Genomic DNA, 22,109 nt, shown 5'->3' with positions numbered 1-22,109 from the left:
TGGAGCACGCGGGGACGGATCGCGCAAGAGCGCCCAACCGGCCAACGGCGCGTATCCGGTTCGTATCCGGAAGTTCCGTCCGGTTACGCTCATGACATGCATGCCTGGCCCGCTTCCGAGGTCCCCGCCCTGCCTGGCAAGGGCCGCGACCTCAGGATTCATGACACGTCGACCGATGGCCGAGTCACGCTTGAGCCCGGTCCCGTCGCCCGTATCTACGTCTGCGGCATCACGCCGTACGACGCGACCCACATGGGTCACGCGGCGACCTACAACGCGTTCGACCTCGTGCAGCGCGTGTGGCTCGACACGAAGCGGCAGGTCCACTACGTCCAGAACGTGACCGATGTCGACGATCCGCTGCTGGAGCGGGCGCAGCGCGACGGAGAGGACTGGGTCGGGCTCGCGGAGCGCGAGACGGCGCTCTTCCGGGAGGACATGACCGCCCTGCGGATGCTGCCGCCCCAGCACTACATCGGCGCCGTCGAGGCGATACCGGGCATCGTGCCCCTGGTGGAACGGCTGCGCGACGCCGGCGCGGCATACGAACTCGAAGGCGACGTCTACTTCTCCGTGGCGGCCGATCCGCACTTCGGCGAGGTCTCCCGGCTGGACGCCGAGGCGATGCGGCTGCTGTCGGCCGAGCGCGGCGGCGACCCGGACCGGCCGGGCAAGAAGAACCCCCTCGACCCGATCCTCTGGCTGGCGGCCCGCCCCGGCGAGCCGAGCTGGGACGGCGGCTCCCTGGGCCGCGGCCGGCCCGGCTGGCACATCGAGTGCGTGGCCATCGCCCTCGACCATCTCGGCATGGGCTTCGACGTCCAGGGCGGCGGCAGCGATCTCGCCTTCCCGCACCACGAGATGGGCGCCTCGCACGCGCAGGCCCTCACCGGCGAGCACCCGTTCGCCCGGGCCTATGTGCACGCCGGCATGGTCGCCCTGGACGGCGAGAAGATGTCCAAGTCCAAGGGCAACCTGGTCTTCGTCTCGGCGCTGCGCCGCGACGGCGTGGACCCGGCGGCGATCCGGCTCGCGCTGCTCGCACACCACTACCGCTCCGACTGGGAGTGGACGGACCAGGTCCTCCAGGACGCCGTCGACCGCCTCGCGCGCTGGCGGGCCGCGGTGTCGCGGCCCGACGGGCCTTCGGCCGAGGCGCTGGTCGAAGAGGTCCGCGAGGCACTGGCCGACGATCTGGACGCACCCACCGCCCTCGCGGCCGTCGACCGCTGGGCGGCGCTCCAGGACGCCACGGGCGGTACGGACGAGGGGGCGCCCGGCGTGGTGTCCCGTACGGTCGACGCCCTTCTGGGCGTCGCGCTCTGACACGTCGTACCGCGAGGGAGGGCGGCGCCGGTCGGCGCCGCCCTCCCTCGCTCTGTCACGCGGTCCGCTCTGTCACCAGGTCGGGCGGCGGTCAGTCCTCGGACGAATCGTCGTCGTCGCCCTGTTCCCGTTCCTGCGCCGGGCCTTGACCCTGGTCCTGGTCCTGGTCCTGTCCCCGGTCCTGCCCCGGTGCGGAAGGCCCCGTGTCCTTGTCCGTACCGGCCCCGCCGCGCGGCGGTCGCTGCGGACGGGTGCGGCCACCGGACGCGTCCCGGAGGAATGACGGCCCGTCACTGCTCTCCGTGGCATGGCCGCCCGGCGCCTGGCCGAGGCCGCCGTCCCGGCGCCGCAGATACCGCTCGAACTCCCGGGCGATGGCCTCGCCGGAGGCCTCCGGAAGCTCCGCGGTGTCCCGCGCCTCCTCCAGCGACTGGACGTACTCCGCCACCTCGCTGTCCTCGGAGGCCAGTTGGTCCACGCCGAGCTGCCAGGCCCGGGCGTCCTCGGACAGTTCGCCCAGCGGGATCCGCAGACCGATCAGGTCCTCCAGGCGGTTGAGGAGCGCCAGCGTCGCCTTGGGGTTGGGCGGCTGCGACACGTAGTGCGGTACGGCGGCCCACAGGCTCACCGCCGGCACGCCCGCGTGCGTGCACGCCTCCTGGAGGATGCCGACGATGCCGGTCGGCCCCTCGTACCGCGTCTCCTCCAGATCCATCGTCCTGGCCAGGTCCGCGTCCGAGGTGACCCCGCTGACCGGCACCGGCCGGGTGTGCGGGGTGTCGCCGAGCAGCGCGCCCAGGATGACCACCATCTCCACGCCCAGCTCGTGGGCGAAGCCCAGCAGCTCGTTGCAGAACGAGCGCCAGCGCATGGACGGCTCGATGCCGCGGACCAGTACCAGGTCACGGGGTTTCTCGCCGCCGACACGCACCACGGAGAGCCGGGTGGTCGGCCAGGTGATCTTGCGCAGGCCGCCCTCCAGGAAGACCGTGGGCCGGTTGACCTGGAAGTCGTAGTAGTCCTCGGCGTCGAGCGCCGCGAACACCTCGCCCTTCCACTCCCGGTCCAGATGACCCACCGCTGTGGAGGCGGCGTCGCCCGCGTCGTTCCAGCCCTCGAACGCGGCCACCATGACCGGGTCGATCAGCTCGGGAACCCCCTCGAGCTCGATCACCCAGTGCCTCCTTCCGAAGTTACCTCTTGTACGCACCAACCTTACGGCTTCACCTGTGCCCGCCCGCAGCCCTGTGCACGCTCCGCGCACGGCCGGGTGAACCTGGGGTCTTTCGTCTGGATCTTGCCGGATCCGGTGGAAAGCCCCTGCCCGCACCGGGACATGGTGCCGAGAGCGTATCCATTTCCCTCTCGATTCATCCGAGCTGTGGCCGTGAATTGACGCGGGGCTCTGGACGGACGTGCCTCCAGGGCGCTATACATCGGATGACTGAAGAGATCCGATGTTCTTCTCAAAGGGGCGTGCATGAGCCAGACCGTCACGGGGTTCGAGGTACACGACATCCGGTTCCCCACCTCGGAACAGCTCGACGGCTCCGATGCCATGAACCCCGACCCCGACTACTCGGCCGCCTACGTGGTGCTGCGTACCCAGGACGGCACCGAGGGACACGGCTTCTGCTTCACCATCGGGCGCGGCAACGACGTCACCGCCGCCGCCATCGAGGCGCTGCGGCCCTATCTCACCGGCAGACCGGCGCCGCTCACCGCGGCAGACCTCGCCGCCCTCTACTTCGAGCTGACCCACGACTCCCAACTGCGCTGGCTCGGCCCTGAGAAGGGCGTCATGCACATGGCCGCGGGCGCCGTCGTCAACGCCGCCTGGGACCTGGCCGCCAAGAGCGCGAACCTGCCCGTCTGGGAGTTCCTCGCCGCGATGACCCCCGAGGAACTGGTCTCGCTCGTCGACTTCCGCTACCTCACCGACGCCCTCACCACGGAGGACGCGCTGGCCATCCTGCGCGCCGCCGAGCCCGGCCGCGCCGAGCGGGCCGCCCTGCTCCGTACCGACGGCTACCCCGCCTACACCACGTCGCCCGGCTGGCTCGGCTACTCCGACACCAAACTGGTCACCCTCGCGGAACAGGCCGTCGCCGACGGGTTCGAGCAGATCAAGCTCAAGGTCGGCGGCGATCTGGCCGACGACGTCCGGCGCATGAAGCTGGCCCGCGCGGCCGTCGGCCCCGCCATCCGGATCGCCGTCGACGCCAACCAGCGCTGGGACGTGCCCGAGGCGCTGCGCTGGATGTCCGCCCTCGCCCCGTACGACCCGCACTGGATCGAGGAGCCCACCAGCCCCGACGACATCCTCGGCCACGCCGCCGTACGGGCGGGCCAGCCGGTCAAGGTGGCCACCGGCGAACACGTCGCCAACCGGGTCGTCTTCAAACAGCTCCTCCAGGCCGGCGCCGTCGACTATGTCCAGATCGACGCGGCCCGTGTCGCCGGCGTCAACGAGAACCTGGCGATCCTGCTGCTCGCCGCCAAGTACGGCGTCCCCGTCTGCCCGCACGCCGGCGGCGTCGGCCTCTGCGAACTCGTCCAGCACCTCGCGATGTTCGACTACGTCGCCGTCTCCGGCAGCCAGGAGGGCCGGGTCATCGAGTACGTCGACCACCTCCACGAACACTTCGCCGACCCCGTGGTGATCGTCTCCGGACGGTACGCCGCCCCCGCCGCGCCCGGCTTCTCCGCCCGGATGCTCCCCGAGTCGATCGCCGCGCACCGCTACCCGGAGGGACCCGTCTGGCAGGCCCGCCGCACCACCGAGGAGGTCACCTCATGACGGCCGTACGCGACTTCGAGGGGCTCTGCGCCCTGGTGACCGGCGGCGCTTCGGGCATCGGCGCGGCCGTCGCGACCCTGCTCCTGGAGCGCGGCGCCCGGGTCGCCGTACTGGACCGGGAGACGGCCGGGGCACCCGCGGGGACCCTGCCCCTGACGGCCGACGTCACCGACGACGCGGCTGTGAAGGCGGCGGTCGACGCGGCGGCGGCGGAGTTCGGCGCCCTGCACACCCTCGTCTCCAACGCGGGGATCGGCGCCGTCGGCACCGTCGAGGACAACCCCGACGACGAGTGGGGGCGCGTCCTCGACGTCAACGTCCTCGGGATGGTCCGTACGGCCCGGCACGCCCTGCCCCATCTGCGCCGCGCGGTCCCCGGCCGGCCCGGCGCGGTCTCCATCACCCACACCTGCTCCATCGCCGCCACGGCGGGGCTGCCCCAGCGTGCCCTGTACTCCGCGAGCAAGGGCGCGGTCCTCTCGCTGACCCTGGCGATGGCCGCCGACCACGTACGGGAGGGCATCCGCGTCAACTGCGTGAACCCCGGTACCGCCGACACACCCTGGGTCGGCCGGCTCCTCGACCAGGCCCAGGACCCCGCGGCCGAGCGCGCCGCCCTCGAAGCGCGCCAGCCCACGGGACGGCTGGTCGGCGCGGACGAGGTCGCCGCGGCGGTCGCCTACCTCGCGGGACCGGCCGCGGCGGCCGTCACCGGAACGGCGCTCGCGGTCGACGGCGGAATGCAGGGACTCCGCCTGCGCCCCGCCCCCTGAGAACAGCGCATCCCGCACGCACACCGACGTGACAAGGACGGGACTTCCATGCCGGGACACACCGTGGGGCGCTCCCCACTCCGCAGACCCCGTACGGCCACCACCTCGGCCTGCGCCTTATTACTTGTCGCGGTGGCGGCCCTGACGGGCTGCAATCGCGACCAGGAGGCAGGAAAGGGGAGCGGCGGCGCGGTCGGCATCGATCTGCCGCGCAGCGACAGCGACTTCTGGAACTCGTACCAGCAGTACATCGAGAAGGGCGTCAAGGCCGGTGAGGTCCGCGCGCTCCCGCTGACCAACTCGCAGAACGACATCGGGAAGCTCGTCTCCAACGTCCAGGTCTTCACCGACCAGGGCGCCAAGGCCGTCGTCATGGCCCCGCAGGACACCGGAGCGATCGCCGAGACGCTGCGGACGCTCGCCGAGAAGAAGATCCCCGTCATCAGCGTCGACACCCGCCCCGACCAGGGCGAGGTGTACATGGTCGTACGGGCCGACAACCGCGCGTACGGAGAGAAGGCCTGCCAGTTCCTGGGCGAGCGGCTGAAGGGCAAGGGCAAGGTCGCGGAGTTCCAGGGCGACCTGGCCTCGATCAACGGCCGGGACCGCTCCGAGGCGTTCAAGAGCTGCATGGCCCAGAAGTTCCCCGGCATCCGGGTCTTCGAGCTGGCCACCGACTGGAAGGGCGATGTCGCCTCCGCCAAGCTCCAGTCCACCCTCGCCGCCCACCCCGACCTGGGCGGCATCTACATGCAGGCCGGCGGCGTCTTCCTCCAGCCCACCCTGGCGCTGCTCGAACAGAAGAAGCTGCTCAAGGCGCCGGACGCGCCCGGACACATCGCGATCGTCTCCAACGACGGCATCCCCGAGGAACTGGACGCCATCCGCGCCGGGAAGATCGACGCCACGGTCTCCCAGCCCGCCGACCTGTACGCGTCCTACGCGCTCCACTGGGCGAAGGAAGCGATCGCGGGCAGGACACCCAAGGCCGGGCCGACCGACCACGGCTCCACCGTCATCAAGATTCCCGGCGGCTTCGAGGACCAGCTCCCCGCGCCCCTGGTGACCAAGGAGAACGTGGACGACCCGAAGCTGTGGGCCAATCAGCTCGACGCGGGGGAGTAGCCGTGGCACCGGCAAGCGCATCCCCCGAAGCCACCGGGACGGCGGCGCCGCCCGCCGTACGGGCCGAGGGCATCGTCAAACGCTTCGGGCCCACCGTCGCGCTCGACGGGGTCGGCATCACGGTCGCCCCCGGCGAGTCGCACGCCCTGGTCGGCCGCAACGGCGCGGGCAAGTCCACCCTGGTCGGCGTCCTGACCGGGGCGCACCGGGCCGACGCGGGCGAGGTGCGCTTCGGCGGCACGCCCGCGCCCGCCGCAGGGGACACCGCCGCGTGGCGGACCAGGGTCGCCTGCGTCCACCAGAGACCGATGATCGTGCCCGATCTGACCGTCGCCGAGAACCTCTTCCTCAACCACTACGGCCTGGGCGGACCCGGCTCCGGAACCGCCGGACGCCGCCTCATCGACTGGCGCGGACTGCGCCGCCGCGCCCGGGACCTGCTCGCGGAGTACGGCGTCGAGGCCGACCCGGACGCCCGCGCCAAGGATCTCCCGGTCGAACAGCGGCAGTTCGTCGAGATCGCGCGGGCGCTCTCCTTCGGCGCCCGGCTGATCATCCTGGACGAGCCCACCGCACAGCTCGACGCCCGCGGCATCCAGCGGCTCTTCGTCAAACTCCGCGAACTGCGCGGCCAGGGGGTGGCGTTCCTCTTCATCTCCCACCACCTCCAGGAGGTGTACGACCTGTGCGCCACCGTCACCGTCTACCGGGACGCGCGCCATGTCCTGACCGCCCCGGTCGCCTCCCTCGCCCGTACGGACCTGGTGGCCGCGATGACGGGGGACGCCGCGCGCACGGCCGCCGCCCGGCACGCCCGGCGCCCGGACGCACCGGACCCGGCGGCCCGGCCGCCCGTACTGGAGGTCAGGGGACTGGCCATCGCCGGGGAGTTCGGGCCGCTGGACCTCTCCGTACACCCCGGTGAGGTGCTCGGCGTCGCGGGCGCCGCGGCCGGCGGCACCACCGCGCTCGGCGAGACCCTGGCGGGGATGCGGGCGCCGACCGCGGGGCGGATCGCCGTACACGGCCGTACAGTACGGTCGGGCAGCGTCCCGGACGCGCTGGACGCCGGCATCGGCTACATCCCCGAGGACCGGCACCAGCAGGGCCTGATCCCCGACCGCAGCGTCGCGGAGAACGCCACGCTCACGGTCACCGGCAGGCTCGGCCCGTGGGGGACCGTACTGCCGGCGCGGACCAGGGAGTTCGCCCAGTCCATGATCGACTCACTGGACATCAGGACGCGCGGCCCCGGACAGCCGGTCTCCGGCCTGTCGGGCGGCAACCAGCAGAAGGTCGTCGTCGCCCGCGCCCTGGCGCGCGGCCCCGGGGCGCTGATCGCCGTACGCCCCACGGCCGGTGTCGACGTCAAGTCCAAGGACGCGCTCCTCGGTGTGGTGCGCCGGGTGGCCGACGAGGGCCGCGCCGCCGTGATCATCTCCGACGAGCTGGACGATCTGCGGGTGTGCGACCGGGTGCTCGCGGTGTTCCACGGGCGGGTGGTGGCCTCGTTCGGGAGCGACTGGACCGACCGGGAACTGGTGGCGGCCATGGAAGGCGTGCACGGGACGGACAACGGCGCCGCGGACCGTACGGACGACAAGGGGGAGCGGGCATGACGCAGACCGTACGGACCGGGGCGGTGGCGCCCGTCGAGGAGACCGGTCCGCTCCACCGGCTCCGGATCATCCGCTGGAGCGACTTCTCGCTCGTGCCGGTGATCCTGGTGCTGATGGTGATCGGCTTCATCGTCTCGCCGGTCTTCCTCACCTCCGGCAACCTGATCAGCGTCGTCCAGCAGTCCTCGGAGCTGAGCCTGCTGGTGCTCGGCCAGGCACTGATCCTGATCTGCGGCCGGATGGACCTGTCGCTGGAGTCGACGATCGGGATCGCGCCCGTCCTCGCGATGTGGCTGGTGCTCCCCTCGGAGGGCGGCCGGTTCGCCGGGCTCGACCTGCTGCCCGTCTGGGCGGCCGTACCGGTCTGTCTGCTGGTCGGGATGGCCATCGGCGGGATCAACGGCTTCCTCATGCTGAAGCTGCGCGTCAACGGCTTCATCGCCACGCTCGGCATGCTCACCATGCTGCGCGGGCTCCACATCGGGATCACCGAGGGCAAGTCGATCACCGAGGTGCCGGAGTCCTTCCGGTACCTCGGCAAGACCGACTGGCTGGGCGCCCCGGCCGCCGTCTGGATCTGTCTGGCGCTCTTCGCCGTGGGCGGCGCGGCGCTGGCCTGGCTGCGCCACGGGCGGGCGCTGTACGCGATCGGCGGCAACCCGGAGGCGGCGCGTGCCGCCGGGATCCGGGTGGACCGCGTCACCTGGGTCGTGCTGGCGATCGGCGGGCTGCTGGCGGCGTTCGCCGGCATCCTCTACACCGGTCACTACGGTTCGGTCGCGGCCACCCAGGGCAACGGCTGGATCTTCCAGGTCTTCGCGGCGGCGGTCATCGGCGGCATCAGCCTCCGGGGCGGGCGCGGCACGCTCTTCGGCGCGCTGACGGGGGTGCTCACCCTTCAGCTCGTGGTCAATGTGATGACGCTCGGGGGTGTGCCGGCGCTCTGGAACCAGTTCCTGAACGGCGCCATCATCATCGTCGCCCTGGTCATCTCGCGCTTCGCGAGCGGCGAGAAGCAGGACTGAACCGCCCCTCGCATCCGGGCGGCGTCAGAGCGTCGACCTGAGCCACATCTCCACGCTCGCGATATGCACCGTGGCCCAGGACCTGGCCGCCTCGGCGTCCCGGTCGCGCAGCGCCGAGAGGATCGCCCGGTGCTCGTGGAGCGTACGGCTGACGGCGTCCTCCTGGGTCAGCCCGCGCCAGATCCTGGCCCGGGTGGTGGGCCCGGAGAGCCCGTCCAGCAGGGAGCAGAGCACCGCGTTGCCGGACTGCCGCACGATCCCGTGGTGGAACTCCAGGTCGGCGGCGACCAGTTCCTCCACCGAGGGCTCCGGGCCGAGCGCGTCGAGCTGGGCGTCGAGCGCGTCCAGCGCCTCCTCGGTGATCCGGGTGCTCGCCATCGCGGTGGCGGCCGGTTCGAGTATCCGGCGGACGGCGAGGAATTCCAGCACGGTGTCGTCCCGGTGGAAGTCCACCACGAAGCTGAGCGCCTCCAGCAGAAGCTGGGGGGCCAGGCTGGTCACGTACGTACCGTCGCCCTGCCGCACGTCGAGGATGCGGATGAGCGACAGCGCGCGTACCGCCTCGCGCAGGGAGTTGCGCGAGAGCCCCAGCTCGGCGGCGAGCTCGCTCTCCTTGGGCAGCCGGTCGCCCGGGCGCAGCGCGCCGGAGACGATCATCCCCTTGATCCGCTCGATGGCCTCGTCGGTGACAGCCATGGGCACCCCTCCATACATCCGATGTATCGGCCCCCATTATGCGTCCCTTGACGCCCGGACGGCGCATGAAAAGGGACGCACCCGGGAAGGATGCGTCCCTCTCTCGTCCACGCGTCGTACGTATGTGCTGATGTGTGGCTGTGTCGCTGTACGGCTCAGTCCCGCTTGCCCAGCAGGTCCTCCACCCGGGCGCGGACCTCGTCCGTGTCCAGGCCCCGGATCGTCAGCGTCGTACGCCGGCGCAGTACGTCGTCGACCGTCTCGGCCCATTCGTGGTCCCGGGCGTAGACGACCTGCGCCCAGATCTCCGGGGCGTCCGGGTGGATCCGCTCGGCCAGCTCCGGGTACTCGTTCGCCAGCCGCACGATGTCGAAGGCGAGCGAGCCGTAGTGGGTGGCGAGATGGCGCGCGGTGTCCACGGCCATCGAGGGGCCCGTACCGCCGCCGTCGATCAGCAGCCGGTGCGCGACCGCGTTCGGGTTGGCGATGCCGGGCAGCGGGAGCTTCTTCGGCAGGTGCGAGATCGGCTCCATGCCCTCGCCGAGCGGATGGCCCGGCAGGGTCGCCAGCTTGTGCATCACCGTACGGCCGATGTGGCGGAAGGTGGTCCACTTGCCGCCCGCGACCGACAGCATGCCGCCGCGGCCCTCGGTCACGACCGTCTCGCGCTTCGCCTTGGAGGTGTCGCCGGGGCCGCCGGGCAGCACGCGCAGGCCCGCGAAGGAGTACGTGATCAGATCGCGCGAGAGCTGCTGGTCGCGGACCGAGAACGCCGCCTCGTCCAGGATCTGGTGGATGTCCTTCTCGTTGACCGAGACGTCCTCGGGCTCGCCCTCGTACTCCTCGTCCGTCGTACCGAGCAGCAGCATGTCCTCCCAGGGGAGGGCGAAGGTGATGCGGTACTTGTCGATGGGGGTCGCCAGCGCGGCCTTCCAGGGGGAGGTCCGCTTGAGGACCAAGTGCGCGCCCTTGGAGAGCCGGATGGAGGGCGCCGCGTCCGGGTTCTCCATCTTCCGCAGGTGGTCGACCCAGGGGCCGGTCGCGTTGAGGACCAGCCGGGCGTCGACGCCGAACTCCGTACCGTCGGTCCTGTCGCGCAGCTCGGCGCCGGTGACCCGGCCCTGGGTGAAGCGCAGCCCGGTGACGGTGGCGTGGTTGAGGACGGTGGCGCCGGAGTCGACGGCGGCGCGGACGGTCATCAGCGCCATCCGCGCGTCGTTCATCTGGTCGTCGCCGTACACGGCCACGGCCTTGAGGTTGTCCGTACGCAGCTCGGGCACGGCCTGGCGGGCCTTGGCCGGGCTGATCACATGGCCGACGCCGTCGCCGAACGCGGAGAGCGCGGAGTAGGCGAAGACGCCGGCGCCGAGCTTGGCCGCGCCGTGCGGGCCGCCCTTGTAGACGGGCAGGTAGAAGGTGAGCGGGTTGGCCAGGTGCGGCGCCACCTGCCGGGACACCGCCCGCCGCTCGAAGTGGTTCTCCGCGACCAGCTTCACCGCGCCGGTCTGGAGGTAGCGCAGACCGCCGTGGAGGAGCTTGGAGGAGGCGGACGAGGTGGCGCCGGCGAAGTCGCCGCCGTCCACCAGGGCCACCCGCAGTCCCGACTGGGAGGCATGCCAGGCGGTGGAGATGCCCAGAATGCCGCCGCCTATCACCAGGAGGTCGTACGTCGCGTTGGACAGTTGTTCCCGGGTTTCGGCACGGCTCGGCAGGGAACCGCCGGCCGGGTGCGTCCCCAGGGCGGGGACGCTGTGCGGGGTGCTCATTCGTAACTCCTCTTCAGCTCATCCCGGCTTCTCGCGCCGGTGGCTGTTGGTCGGTCAGCTTGCGTCGTCGACGTCGAGCCAGCCCTTGGTCCGCTCGACGGCCTTGAGCCAGCTCTTGTACTCGCGGTCACGGGTGGCCGCGTCCATCCGGGGCGTCCACTCGGCGGCCCGGCGCCAGTTGGCGCGCAGCGCGTCGGTGTCCGGCCAGAAGCCCACGGCCAGTCCTGCGGCGTAGGCGGCGCCGAGGCAGGTGGTCTCGGCGACCATCGGGCGCACCACGGGTGCGTCCAGGACGTCGGAGAGCGTCTGCATCAGCAGGTTGTTGGAGGTCATGCCGCCGTCGACCTTGAGCGACGTCAGCTCGACGCCGGAGTCCTTGGTCATGGCGTCGCTGATCTCCCGGGTCTGCCACGCCGTGGCCTCCAGCACCGCGCGGGCGATGTGCGCCTTGGTGACGTAGCCGGTGAGACCGGCGATGACACCGCGGGCGTCGGGGCGCCAGTGCGGGGCGAAGAGCCCGGAGAAGGCGGGCACGAAGTACGCGCCGCCGTTGTCCTCGACCGAGGACGCCAGGGTCTCGATCTCGGCCGCGGACTTGATCAGGCCCATCTGGTCGCGCATCCACTGCACCAGCGAGCCGGTGACGGCGATGGAGCCCTCCAGGGCGTACACCGCGGGCTCGTCCCCGATGCGGTAGCCGACCGTGGTCAGCAGGCCGTTGTACGAGTTGACGGGCTTGTTGGCGGTGTTCATCAGCATGAAGGTGCCGGTGCCGTACGTGGACTTGGCCTCGCCCTCGGCGAAACAGGTCTGGCCGAAGAGGGCCGCCTGCTGGTCACCGAGCGCGGAGGCGACCGGGATGCCGTCCAGGACGCCGCCCTTGGCGTGTCCGTACACCTCGGCGGAGGAGCGGATCTCCGGCAGGATCGCGGCCGGGACCTTCATCGACTCCAGGATCTTGGCGTCCCACTTGAGGGTGTGCAGGTTCATCAGCATCGTGCGGGAGGCGTTGGTGACGTCGGTGACGTGCACACCGCCGTCGGTGCCGCCGGTCAGATTCCAGATGACCCAGGAGTCCATGGTGCCGAAGAGGATGTCGCCGCGCTCGGCGCGCTCGCGCAGCCCCTTGACGTTGTCCAGCAGCCAGCGCGCCTTCGGCCCCGCGAAGTAGCTGGCCAGCGGGAGCCCGGTCTCGCGGCGGAAGCGGTCCTGGCCGACGTTGCGGCCCAGCTCGCGACAGAGCGCGTCGGTACGGGTGTCCTGCCAGACGATGGCGTTGTGGACGGGCTCGCCGGTGTTCTTGTCCCACAGCAGCGTGGTCTCGCGCTGGTTGGTGATGCCGATGGCCTTGACGTCGGCGGAGGTGATCCCGGCCTTCTCGACGGCGCGGGCCACGACCTCCTGGACGTTGGTCCAGATCTCGGTGGCGTTGTGTTCCACCCAGCCCGGCTTCGGGAAGATCTGCTCGTGTTCCTTCTGGTCGACGGAGACGATCCGGCCGTCCCGGTCGAAGACGATGCAGCGGCTCGACGTGGTGCCCTGGTCGATGGCGGCGATGAACGGGCCGGTGCCGTGGGAGGAGGTGGTGTTGGTGTCACTCACGGTGTCTGCTCCTGCTCGGTTCGAAGGGGGGTGGCTCACGCGAGGGCCAGGTTGTAGTACCCGCCGGCCAGCGCGGCGCCGATCAGCGGGGCGACGACCGGTATCCAGGCGTAGCTCCAGTCCGAGCCCCCCTTGTTGGGCAGGGGCAGGAGCGCGTGCACGATACGGGGACCGAGGTCACGGGCCGGGTTGATGGCGTACCCCGTCGGGCCGCCGAGCGAGAGACCGATGGCGACCACGACGAACGAGGTGATCAGCACACCGAGGGTGCCGAGCCCGTTGCCCGAGTCGTTGAGGCCCTGGGTGAGGATCGCGATGACCAGCACAAATGTGGCGATGATCTCCGTCAGCATGTTCTGCGCCACATTGCGGACCTCGGGGCCCGTGGAGAAGACGCCGAGCACGGGGCCGGCCTTGGGGGCCGACTTCTGGTCGACGAGCCCTTCTACCGAAGGCTGTGCGGCGAGGATCTCCGGGTCGGTGAGATGGGCCTTGAACTGGCCCAGGTACGTCACCCAGACGAGGAAGGCACCGATCATCGCGCCCAGCATCTGGGAGCCGATGTAGAGCGGTACGTCGCTCCACTTGATGCCACCCTCGATCGCGAGGCCGAGGGTGACGGCCGGGTTGAGCAGGGCCCCGGAGAGCGGCGCGGAGAGATAGGCGCCGACCATGACGGCGAAGCCCCAGCCGAAGCTGATGGCGACCCATCCCGCGTTCTGCGCCTTGGAGCGCTTGAGAGTGACTGCGGCGACCACGCCGCCACCGAGCAGGATCAACAGGGCGGTACCTGTGACCTCGCCTATGAAGATGTCGTAGTTGGACACCCGAGACTCCTTCGTCCAGGGGGAGGCAAACCTCCGGTTCGCACCAGTGGTCCGCGCCTTCGAATGAGGGCGTTACCCGCCGGTGGCGCTGTCACACACTAACTCGTATTACCGGTAAGTGTTCGACAATGCCGACCGATGAACGGCAGTTTTCTCCTTCGGGCAACGTGCCGTCAAGGGTGCTGTGGCCGAAACCTCGCTCTATACCGATGATCGGGCATCTCGCTCAGAACCGCCCGGCGCCGATGTCCCGCGAAACGGCGCGGGCGCACTCGCGCACCGCCGTCACCAGCTCCGACCGCACTTCTCCCGCGGGACAGATCCGTTCCACCGCGCCGGTGATCGCGATCGCCCCGACCGGCATCCTGCGCCGGTCGTGGATGGGCGCCGCCACCGCCGCCACGCCCTCCCAGGTCTCCTCGACGTCGGCGGCCCAGCCGCGCGCCCTGGTCAGATCGAGCACCGCCTCGAACTCCGCCAGACCGGTGATCGTCCGGGGGGTGAAGGCCGTCCGTTCGCTCTCCACGGCCTCGCTGTGCGCCACCGGGTCGTACGCCGAGATCACCTTGCCCAGCGCCGTGGAGTGCATCGGCTGCATGGCCCCCACCTCCAGGACCTGCCGGCTGTCGTCCGGGCGGAAGACGTGGTGGACGATGAGCACGCCCTGCTGGTGCACGACCCCGAGATGGACGCTCTCGCCGCTGGAACGGGCCAGGTCGTCCGTCCAGACCAGGGCGCGGGCCCGCAGCTCGTGCACGTCCAGATAGCTGTTCCCGAGCCGCAGCAGCTCGGCGCCGAGCTGGTAGCGCCCCGACGCGGCGTCCTGCTCGACGAACCCCTCCGCCTGCAGCGTGCGCAGGATCCCGTGCGCCGTCCCCTTGGCCAGCCCCACGGAGGAGGCGATGTCGGACAGGCCGAGCCGCCGCTCGCCACCTGCGAGCAGCCTCAGCATCGCCGCCGCCCGTTCCAGCGACTGGATGTTCTTCGCCATCGGACCCGGACCTCCACTACGTTCGACAATGCTGAACACTATCGGTCGATGCCGACCTTTTCTCTTCGTCGAGAGGATCTGTCAAGACCCGGCGCGCCGAATGTTGCAGAGGACAGGATGCCGTCCGTCCGCTGGGACGCCGCACCGTGACGAGGCGCGCCCGGCTACGCTGGCCGGGTGTGCCTGCCATCAGCACACGCAGAAGCCGACAGCCGTCGCAGCCCCGGGAGTACTTACATGGCCTCGTCGCCGACCCCCACCACCGACAGCCGGACCCGCACCGACGCCCTCCGAAAGGCGCTCGCCACCCGTGTGGTGGTGGCCGACGGTGCGATGGGCACGATGCTCCAGGCACAGGATCCGACGATGGAGGACTTCCAGGATCTGGAAGGCTGCAACGAGATCCTCAACGTGACACGCCCGGACATCGTCCGCTCCGTCCACGAGGAGTACTTCGCGGTCGGTGTCGACTGCGTGGAGACCAACACGTTCGGTACGAACTACGCCGCGCTGGCCGAGTACGACATCCCCGAGCGCGTCTTCGAGCTCGCCGAGTCCGGCGCGAGGATCGCCCGTGAGGTGGCCGACGAGTTCACCGCCTCGACCGGACAGCAGCGCTGGGTCCTCGGCTCCATGGGCCCCGGCACCAAGCTGCCCACCCTCGGGCACGCCCCGTACCTCACGCTCCGCGACGCCTACCAGCAGAACGCCGAGGGCCTGATCTCCGGCGGCGCCGACGCCCTGCTCGTGGAGACCACCCAGGACCTGCTCCAGACCAAGGCAGCCGTCCTCGGTGCCCGCCGCGCCCTGAAGGTCACCGGCGCCGACCTGCCGATCATCTGCTCCGTGACGGTGGAGACGACCGGCACGATGCTGCTCGGCTCCGAGATCGGCGCGGCCCTGACCGCGCTGGAACCGCTCGGCATCGACATGATCGGGCTGAACTGCGCCACCGGTCCCGCCGAGATGAGCGAGCACCTGCGCTACCTCGCCCGGCACTCCCGCATCCCGCTCTCCTGCATGCCCAACGCCGGCCTCCCGGTCCTCGGCAAGAACGGGGCCCACTACCCGCTGTCGCCCGGCGAGCTGGCCGACGCGCAGGAGAACTTCGTCCGCGAGTACGGGATGTCCCTGGTCGGCGGCTGCTGCGGTACGACACCGGAGCACCTGCGCCAGGTCGTCGAGCGGGTACGGGGCGCCGCCCTCACCGAGCGCACCCCGCGCCCCGAGCCGGGCGCCGCCTCGCTCTACCAGACCGTCCCCTTCCGCCAGGACGCCTCGTACCTCGCCATCGGCGAGCGGACCAACGCCAACGGGTCGAAGAAGTTCCGCGAAGCCATGCTGGAGGGCCGCTGGGACGACTGCGTGGAGATGGCCCGCGACCAGATCCGCGAGGGCGCCCACCTGCTCGACCTCTGCGTCGACTACGTCGGCCGGGACGGCGTCGCCGACATGGCCGAGCTGGCCGGCCGCTTCGCGACCGCCTCCACCCTGCCGATCGTGCTGGACTCCACCGAACTGCCCGTGCTCCGGGCCGGCCTGGAGAAGCTCGGCGGGCGCGCCGTCATCAACTCGGTCAACTACGAGGACGGCGACGGCCCCGAGTCGCGCTTCACCAAGGTCACCGAGCTGGCGGTCGAGCACGGCGCCGCGCTGATCGCGCTCACCATCGACGAGGAGGGCCAGGCCCGTACCGTCGAGCACAAGGTCGCCATCGCCGAACGCCTGATCACCGACCTCACCACCACGTGGGGCGTGCACGAGTCGGACATCCTCATCGACTGCCTCACCTTCACCATCTGCACCGGCCAGGAGGAGTCACGGGGCGACGGCATCGCCACCATCGAGGCCATCCGCGAGCTGAAGAGCCGTCACCCCGACGTCCAGACCACCCTGGGCCTGTCGAACATCTCCTTCGGCCTCAACCCGGCCGCCCGTATCGTGCTCAACTCCGTCTTCCTGGACGAGTGCGTCAAGGCCGGTCTGGACTCCGCGATCGTCCACGCCTCGAAGATCCTGCCCATCGCCCGGCTGGACGAGGAGCAGGTCAAGGTCGCCCACGACCTGATTTACGACCGTCGTGCCGAGGGGTACGACCCGCTCCAGCGGCTCATGGAGCTGTTCGAGGGCGTCAACACCAAGTCCATGAAGGACGGCCGGGCCGAGGAACTCCTCGCCCTGCCGCTGGACGAGCGTCTCCAGCGCCGCATCATCGACGGTGAGAAGAACGGCCTGGAGGCCGACCTGAACGAGGCGCTGGAGACCCGGCCGGCGCTCGACATCGTCAACGACACGCTCCTGGAGGGCATGAAGGTCGTCGGTGAGCTGTTCGGCTCCGGCCAGATGCAGTTGCCGTTCGTCCTCCAGTCCGCCGAGGTCATGAAGACGGCGGTGGCGCATCTGGAGCCGCACATGGAGAAGACGGACGACGACGGCAAGGGCACCATCGTGCTCGCCACCGTCCGCGGCGACGTCCACGACATCGGCAAGAACCTCGTCGACATCATCCTCTCCAACAACGGCTACAACGTGGTCAACCTGGGCATCAAGCAGCCCGTCGCCGCGATCCTGGACGCCGCCGAGGAGCACCGGGCCGATGTCATCGGCATGTCCGGGCTGCTGGTGAAGTCGACCGTGATCATGAAGGAGAACCTGGAGGAGCTGAACCAGCGCAGGATGGCCGCCGACTACCCGGTCATCCTCGGCGGCGCGGCGCTCACCCGGGCCTACGTCGAGCAGGACCTGCACGAGATCTACGAGGGCGAGGTCCGCTACGCGCGGGACGCGTTCGAGGGCCTGCGCCTGATGGACGCGCTGATCGCCGTCAAGCGCGGCGTCCCCGGCGCCACGCTCCCCGAGCTGAAGCAGCGCCGCGTCAAGGCGACCACGAACACCGTGGTGGAGGAGCGCCCCGTGGAGGGCGCGGCCCGCTCGGACGTCTCCGTCGACAACCCCGTGCCCACGCCGCCGTTCTGGGGCACCCGCGTCGTCAAGGGCATCCAGCTCAAGGAGTACGCCTCCTGGCTGGACGAGGGCGCGCTCTTCAAGGGGCAGTGGGGGCTGAAGGAGGCCCGCAAGGGCGGCCCCAGCTACGAGGAACTGGTCGAGAGCGAGGGCCGGCCCCATCTGCGCGGCTGGCTGGACCAGTTGCAGACCGGGAACCTGCTGGAGGCGGCCGTCGTCTACGGCTACTTCCCCTGCGTCTCCAAGGGCGACGACCTCATCCTGCTCGGTGAGGACGGCTCCGAGCGCACCCGCTTCACCTTCCCGCGCCAGCGCCGCGGCCGACGGCTCTGCCTGGCGGACTTCTTCCGCCCGGAGGAGTCCGGCGAGACGGACGTGGTCGGCCTCCAGGTCGTCACCGTCGGCTCGAAGATCGGCGGCGCGACCGCGGAGCTGTTCGAGGCCAACTCCTACCGCGACTACCTCGAACTGCACGGGCTCTCCGTCCAGCTCGCCGAGGCGCTCGCCGAGTACTGGCACGCCCGGGTCCGCTCCGAGCTGGGCTTCGCCGGCGAGGACCCGGCCGAGGTCGAGGACATGTTCGCCCTGAAGTACCGGGGCGCGCGCTTCTCGCTCGGTTACGGTGCCTGCCCGGACCTGGAGGACCGCGCGAAGATCGCGGAGCTGCTGGAGCCCGAGCGGATCGGCGTAGAGCTCTCGGAGGAGTTCCAGCTCCACCCCGAGCAGTCCACCGACGCCATCGTCATCCACCACCCCGAGGCGAAGTACTTCAACGCGCGCTGAGCCCGTCGGCCGCTGAGCCCGTGGGCCGCTGAGCCCGTGGGCCCGCGCCGGACCCCGCTTCCTCCCCGCCCGCCCCGGCCGGGGGAAACCGGGCGGCGCGGGGTCCGGACGAGTCGTACACTTGTCGGTCCAGCGCAGGCCGGTCGCCTGTCCCGGCGGGAATCCCCCGTGGGGAAGGTGACCGGCCTTCTCGTCCCTCACGGAGGTGTGCCGGATGACCAGTACGGTCCCCGCGTCCTTGACCCGAACGGCCGAGGGCTCCGCCCTTCAGGCCGTCCTTCTCGACATGGACGGCACCCTGGTCGACACCGAGGGGTTCTGGTGGGACGCGGAGGTCGAGGTCTTCAAGGACCTCGGACACGTCCTCGACGAGGCCTGGCGCGATGTGGTGGTCGGCGGGCCCATGAGCCGCAGCGCGGGCTTCCTGATCGAGGCCACCGGCGCCGACATCACCCTCCCCGAGCTGACCGTCCGGCTCAACGACGCCTTCGAGGACCTCATCGGGCGCGGCGTCCCGCTGATGCCGGGCGCGCGCCGGCTGCTCACCGAACTGGCCGCGCACGAGGTGCCCGCCGCCCTGGTCTCCGCCTCGCACCGGCGCATCATCGACCGCGTCCTGATCTCGCTGGGACCGGAGTTCTTCGCCCTCACCGTCGCGGGCGACGAGGTGCCCCGTACGAAGCCGCACCCCGACCCGTATCTTCTCGCCGCGCGCGGTCTGGGCGCCGATCCGGCGCGGTGCGCGGTCATCGAGGACACCGCCACCGGAGTGGCCGCCGCCGAGGCCGCCGGATGCCGGGTCGTGGCCGTACCGTCCGTGGCACCGATCGCCCCGGCCGACGGGAGAACCGTCGTGGGCTCCCTCGAAGAGGTGGACCTGGTATTCCTGCGTGCTCTGATGACACACGGAGACCGTCCGGTGTACTGAGCGTCGCCATGAAATGCGCCACGGGAACTGTCGGCATTGGCCTGGATATTTTCCGTCACTTCACGTGGCGCATTCATGATCCCCGTAAAAGGGTGGGGGAGTGACCTTTATCACCTGCGCACTCATCGACAGCGGCGGAAGGTGCTGATCCATGGCCGTCCCTGCTGGGACTGCCTGTGCGCATGTGTCCTGCTTTGGGGCGGCCCGGAAGAAAGGCGCCCCCGCCCGGATATCGACGCGCCGCTATTTCCGATCACTGTCCGATTGCGATTCCGATCGGCCCGCGTCCGGCATTACCGGCGCGTCCGACTAATCTCATCGCGAGCACTTCGCCGTATCAACGACGTGTCCCCGACGGCCACCAAGTCGCCATGTACACAGGACCGATCGCCCTGTATCCCGGCCCGATCGCACTGCCCCGACCGGGTGGAACGCGGCGGAGTCTCGTCAGCACCGCTGTATCTCAGTGCCGGATGAGGGAGTACGTCCAGGATGAACCGCAAGACTTTGGCGCTGTCGGCCGCGCTCGGCCTGCTTGTGCCCGTGCTCGCCGGTTGCGGGGGCTCGGACGGTGGCTCCGGCGGCGGGGATGCCATTGTCGTGGGCACCACGGACCAGTACATCGCCACCAAGGACGGCCCCGCGCCCCTGGACCCGGCCTTCGCCTACGACACCGGTACCTGGAACGTCCTGCGCCAGGTCGTCCAGACGCTGGTCTCCGTCCCGCGCGGCGGCGGCCAGCCGGTACCTGACGCGGCGTCCGAGTGCGGCTTCACGGACCGTGCGAACGAGAGCTACCGCTGCACGCTGCGCGAGGGGCTCAAGTTCCCCGGGGGCGACGCGATCACCGCCGACGACGTGAAGTTCTCCATCCAGCGCGCCCTGGACATGAAGGGCGAGAACGGTGTCGGCACGCTGCTGGGCAACATCGACACGATGGAGTCCGACGGCGCCCGGCGGATCGTCTTCCACCTCAAGTCGCCCGACGCGACCTTCCCCTACAAGCTCACCACCCCGGTGGCCGGCATCCTCAGCGCCAAGGACTACCCGGCGAAGAAGGTCAGGACCGGCTTCGAGCTCAGCGGATCGGGCCCGTACACCCTGAAGACCGAGGTCAAGGGCGACGCGGTCGTCAAGGCCATCTTCACCAAGAACCCGGACTACAAGGGCAACGTCAAGCTCCAGAACGACAAGGTCGAGCTGCGGCCCTTCAAGACCCCCGACGACATGGGCAAGGCGCTCGACGCGGGGGACATCGACGTGATGACCCGCGCCATGTCGCCCGAGCAGGTCGAGGCACTGATCGAGAAGCCCCGGGAGGACATCCAGCTCACCGAGATGCCCGGGCTGGAGATCCGCTACCTCGTATTCAACACCGAGACCCCGCTCGTCAAGGAGAAGGCGGTACGCCAGGCGATGGCGTACACCGTCAACCGCGGTCAGCTCGTGACCAAGGCGTACGGCGCCATGGCCGAGCCGCTGTACTCGCTCGTCCCGTCGTCCGTGGCCACCCACACGAACCCGTTCTTCAACAAGTACGGCGACGGGGACCTCACCAAGGCGGCGCAGCTCCTGGAGGAGGCGGGCATCACCACGCCGGTGAAGCTGACGCTGGACTACACCACCGACCACTACGGCTCGGCCACGCAGAAGGAGTTCGAGACCCTCCGGGACCAGCTCAACGCCAGCAAGCTCTTCGATGTCGACATCAAGGGCACCGAGTGGTCGGAGTTCCGGCCGAACGGGCGGAAGGGCGAGTACACCGTCTATGGGATGGGCTGGTTCCCCGACTTCCCGGACCCGGACACCTACGTCGGTCCCTTCTTCGACCAGCCCAACTTCCTGAACAACCCGTACGACAACGTCAAGATCCGCACCAAACTCCTCCCGGAGTCGCGGAAGCAGGCCGACCGCAGCGCGGCCAGCAAGGCGTTCGGTGAGATGCAGAACCTCGTCGCCGAGGAGGTCCCCATGCTGCCGCTCTGGCAGGGCAAGCAGTACGTGGCGTCCAAGAGCGAGATCTCCGGAGTGGAGTGGGCGGTCAACTCCTCCGCCGAACTGCACCTGTGGGAGCTCGGCCACGGAAACTGAGCCACCGCACGCCGTCGTACGGAGGAGGGCCCCCGGGACATCCCGGGGGCCCTCCTCCGTCCATCACCCGTCAGGAGGCGTGCGACGGGCGCTCCCACGGCCGCTGCTGGGCTACTGGGCGCCGGGGCGCACCAGCCCGCTCTCGTACGCGTACACCGCCGCCTGCACCCGGTCACGCAGGCTCAGCTTCGTCAGCACATGCCCCACATGGGTCTTGACCGTCGTCTCGCTGACGAACAGGTCCGCCGCGATCTCCGCGTTGGACAGCCCACGCGCCACCAGCTTCAGCACCTCGACCTCCCGCTCGGTCAGCGTGTGCAGCGTGTCGGGGACCGGCTCCTCACCCGACGGAAGATGGTCCGCGTACTTGTCGAGCAGCCGGCGCGTGATGCTCGGCGCGAGCATCGCCTCGCCCGCCGCGACCACCCGGATGGCCTGCACCAGCTCATTGGCGGGCGCGTCCTTCAGCAGGAAGCCACTGGCGCCCGCGCGCAGCGCCTCCACCACGTACTCGTCGAGGTCGAACGTCGTCAGGACCAGCACCTTCGCCGGACCGTCCCGGCCGGGTCCGGTGATCTGGCGGGTCGCCTCCACCCCGTCCATCCGCGGCATCCGGATGTCCATCAGGACCACATCGGGCTGGAGCGCACGGACCTGGTCGATGGCCTGGAGGCCGTCCCCGGCCTCACCGACGACCGCGATGTCCTGCTCGGCCTCCAGGATCATCCGGAAACCGGTACGCAGCAGTGGCTGGTCGTCGACCAGTAGGACGCGGACAGTCACGGGGCAACTC

At 70.3% G+C, this 22,109-nt stretch carries 16 protein-coding genes; 9 read left to right on the top strand and 7 right to left on the bottom strand.

The annotated features are described in order from the left end of the window. The first annotated feature begins 96 nt into the window (after positions 1–96). Positions 97–1,326: a cysteine--1-D-myo-inosityl 2-amino-2-deoxy-alpha-D-glucopyranoside ligase gene (mshC, locus tag ACIBJC_RS21715; RefSeq protein ID WP_399294835.1), complete on the top strand. Its 1,230-nt coding sequence runs from the start codon at positions 97–99 to the stop codon at positions 1,324–1,326. A 91-nt stretch (positions 1,327–1,417) separates the two neighbouring features. Here mshC and ACIBJC_RS21710 read toward each other — a convergent pair whose 3' ends face one another. After that, positions 1,418–2,500 (bottom strand): PAC2 family protein, encoded by a 1,083-nt coding sequence (locus tag ACIBJC_RS21710; protein ID WP_399294833.1) that lies wholly within the window; start codon positions 2,498–2,500, stop codon positions 1,418–1,420. Between the two features lie 306 nt (positions 2,501–2,806). On the opposite strand from ACIBJC_RS21710, the gene ACIBJC_RS21705 reads away from it, so the two are divergent. From ACIBJC_RS21705 to ACIBJC_RS21685, 5 genes are read left to right on the top strand one after another with little or no spacing between them, the layout of a single operon-like run. After that, complete coding sequence (locus tag ACIBJC_RS21705) at positions 2,807–4,126, top strand: enolase C-terminal domain-like protein (RefSeq protein ID WP_399294831.1); 1,320 nt, start codon at positions 2,807–2,809, stop codon at positions 4,124–4,126. Then, a complete protein-coding gene (locus ACIBJC_RS21700; protein WP_399294829.1) occupies positions 4,123–4,899 on the top strand; it encodes an SDR family NAD(P)-dependent oxidoreductase in 777 nt (258 codons plus the stop codon). The genes ACIBJC_RS21705 and ACIBJC_RS21700 overlap by 4 nt, the downstream gene beginning before the upstream one ends. Before the next feature lie 48 nt (positions 4,900–4,947). Next, a complete protein-coding gene (locus ACIBJC_RS21695; RefSeq protein WP_399294827.1) occupies positions 4,948–6,024 on the top strand; it encodes a sugar ABC transporter substrate-binding protein in 1,077 nt (358 codons plus the stop codon). 2 nt (positions 6,025–6,026) lie between these two features. After that, a complete protein-coding gene (locus ACIBJC_RS21690; RefSeq protein WP_399294825.1) occupies positions 6,027–7,643 on the top strand; it encodes a sugar ABC transporter ATP-binding protein in 1,617 nt (538 codons plus the stop codon). Beyond that, entirely contained in the window at positions 7,640–8,668 is a 1,029-nt protein-coding gene (locus ACIBJC_RS21685; RefSeq protein ID WP_399294823.1) for an ABC transporter permease, read from the top strand. The genes ACIBJC_RS21690 and ACIBJC_RS21685 overlap by 4 nt, the downstream gene beginning before the upstream one ends. A gap of 24 nt (positions 8,669–8,692) precedes the next feature. On the opposite strand, the gene ACIBJC_RS21680 is transcribed toward ACIBJC_RS21685, so the two are convergent. From ACIBJC_RS21680 to ACIBJC_RS21660, 5 genes are all read right to left on the bottom strand, one after another. Beyond that, complete coding sequence (locus tag ACIBJC_RS21680; protein WP_399294821.1) at positions 8,693–9,364, bottom strand: FadR/GntR family transcriptional regulator; 672 nt, start codon at positions 9,362–9,364, stop codon at positions 8,693–8,695. A gap of 155 nt (positions 9,365–9,519) precedes the next feature. Further along, positions 9,520–11,130 (bottom strand): FAD-dependent oxidoreductase, encoded by a 1,611-nt coding sequence (locus tag ACIBJC_RS21675; protein ID WP_399294819.1) that lies wholly within the window; start codon positions 11,128–11,130, stop codon positions 9,520–9,522. Between the two features lie 54 nt (positions 11,131–11,184). After that, positions 11,185–12,732 (bottom strand): glycerol kinase GlpK, encoded by a 1,548-nt coding sequence (gene glpK / locus ACIBJC_RS21670; protein WP_399294817.1) that lies wholly within the window; start codon positions 12,730–12,732, stop codon positions 11,185–11,187. A 35-nt stretch (positions 12,733–12,767) separates the two neighbouring features. Further along, positions 12,768–13,559, bottom strand: coding sequence for an MIP/aquaporin family protein (locus ACIBJC_RS21665; protein ID WP_399294815.1), 792 nt, complete (start codon positions 13,557–13,559; stop codon positions 12,768–12,770). 226 nt (positions 13,560–13,785) lie between these two features. Then, positions 13,786–14,550: an IclR family transcriptional regulator gene (locus ACIBJC_RS21660; RefSeq protein WP_399294813.1), complete on the bottom strand. Its 765-nt coding sequence runs from the start codon at positions 14,548–14,550 to the stop codon at positions 13,786–13,788. Positions 14,551–14,787: 237 nt separating this feature from the next. Here ACIBJC_RS21660 and metH point away from each other — a divergent pair, with 237 nt between their 5' ends. The 3 genes from metH to ACIBJC_RS21645 all read left to right on the top strand — a co-directional run bounded on the left by metH (position 14,788) and on the right by ACIBJC_RS21645 (position 21,316). Beyond that, complete coding sequence (gene metH / locus ACIBJC_RS21655) at positions 14,788–18,297, top strand: methionine synthase (protein ID WP_399294811.1); 3,510 nt, start codon at positions 14,788–14,790, stop codon at positions 18,295–18,297. A 214-nt stretch (positions 18,298–18,511) separates the two neighbouring features. Then, on the top strand, positions 18,512–19,225 hold the full coding sequence (locus ACIBJC_RS21650; RefSeq protein ID WP_399294809.1) for an HAD family hydrolase: 714 nt from the start codon (positions 18,512–18,514) through the stop codon (positions 19,223–19,225). A 492-nt stretch (positions 19,226–19,717) separates the two neighbouring features. Continuing rightward, complete coding sequence (locus ACIBJC_RS21645) at positions 19,718–21,316, top strand: ABC transporter substrate-binding protein (protein ID WP_399294807.1); 1,599 nt, start codon at positions 19,718–19,720, stop codon at positions 21,314–21,316. Positions 21,317–21,427: 111 nt separating this feature from the next. Here the strand turns inward: ACIBJC_RS21645 and ACIBJC_RS21640 are convergent, their stop codons facing one another. Further along, a complete protein-coding gene (locus tag ACIBJC_RS21640; protein ID WP_329824488.1) occupies positions 21,428–22,099 on the bottom strand; it encodes a response regulator transcription factor in 672 nt (223 codons plus the stop codon). Positions 22,100–22,109: the final 10 nt, after the last annotated feature.

The organism is Streptomyces sp. NPDC050509, assembly GCF_044457965.1.
Lineage (GTDB): Bacteria > Actinomycetota > Actinomycetes > Streptomycetales > Streptomycetaceae > Streptomyces.
This window is presented reverse-complemented; position numbering and strand designations above follow the sequence as displayed.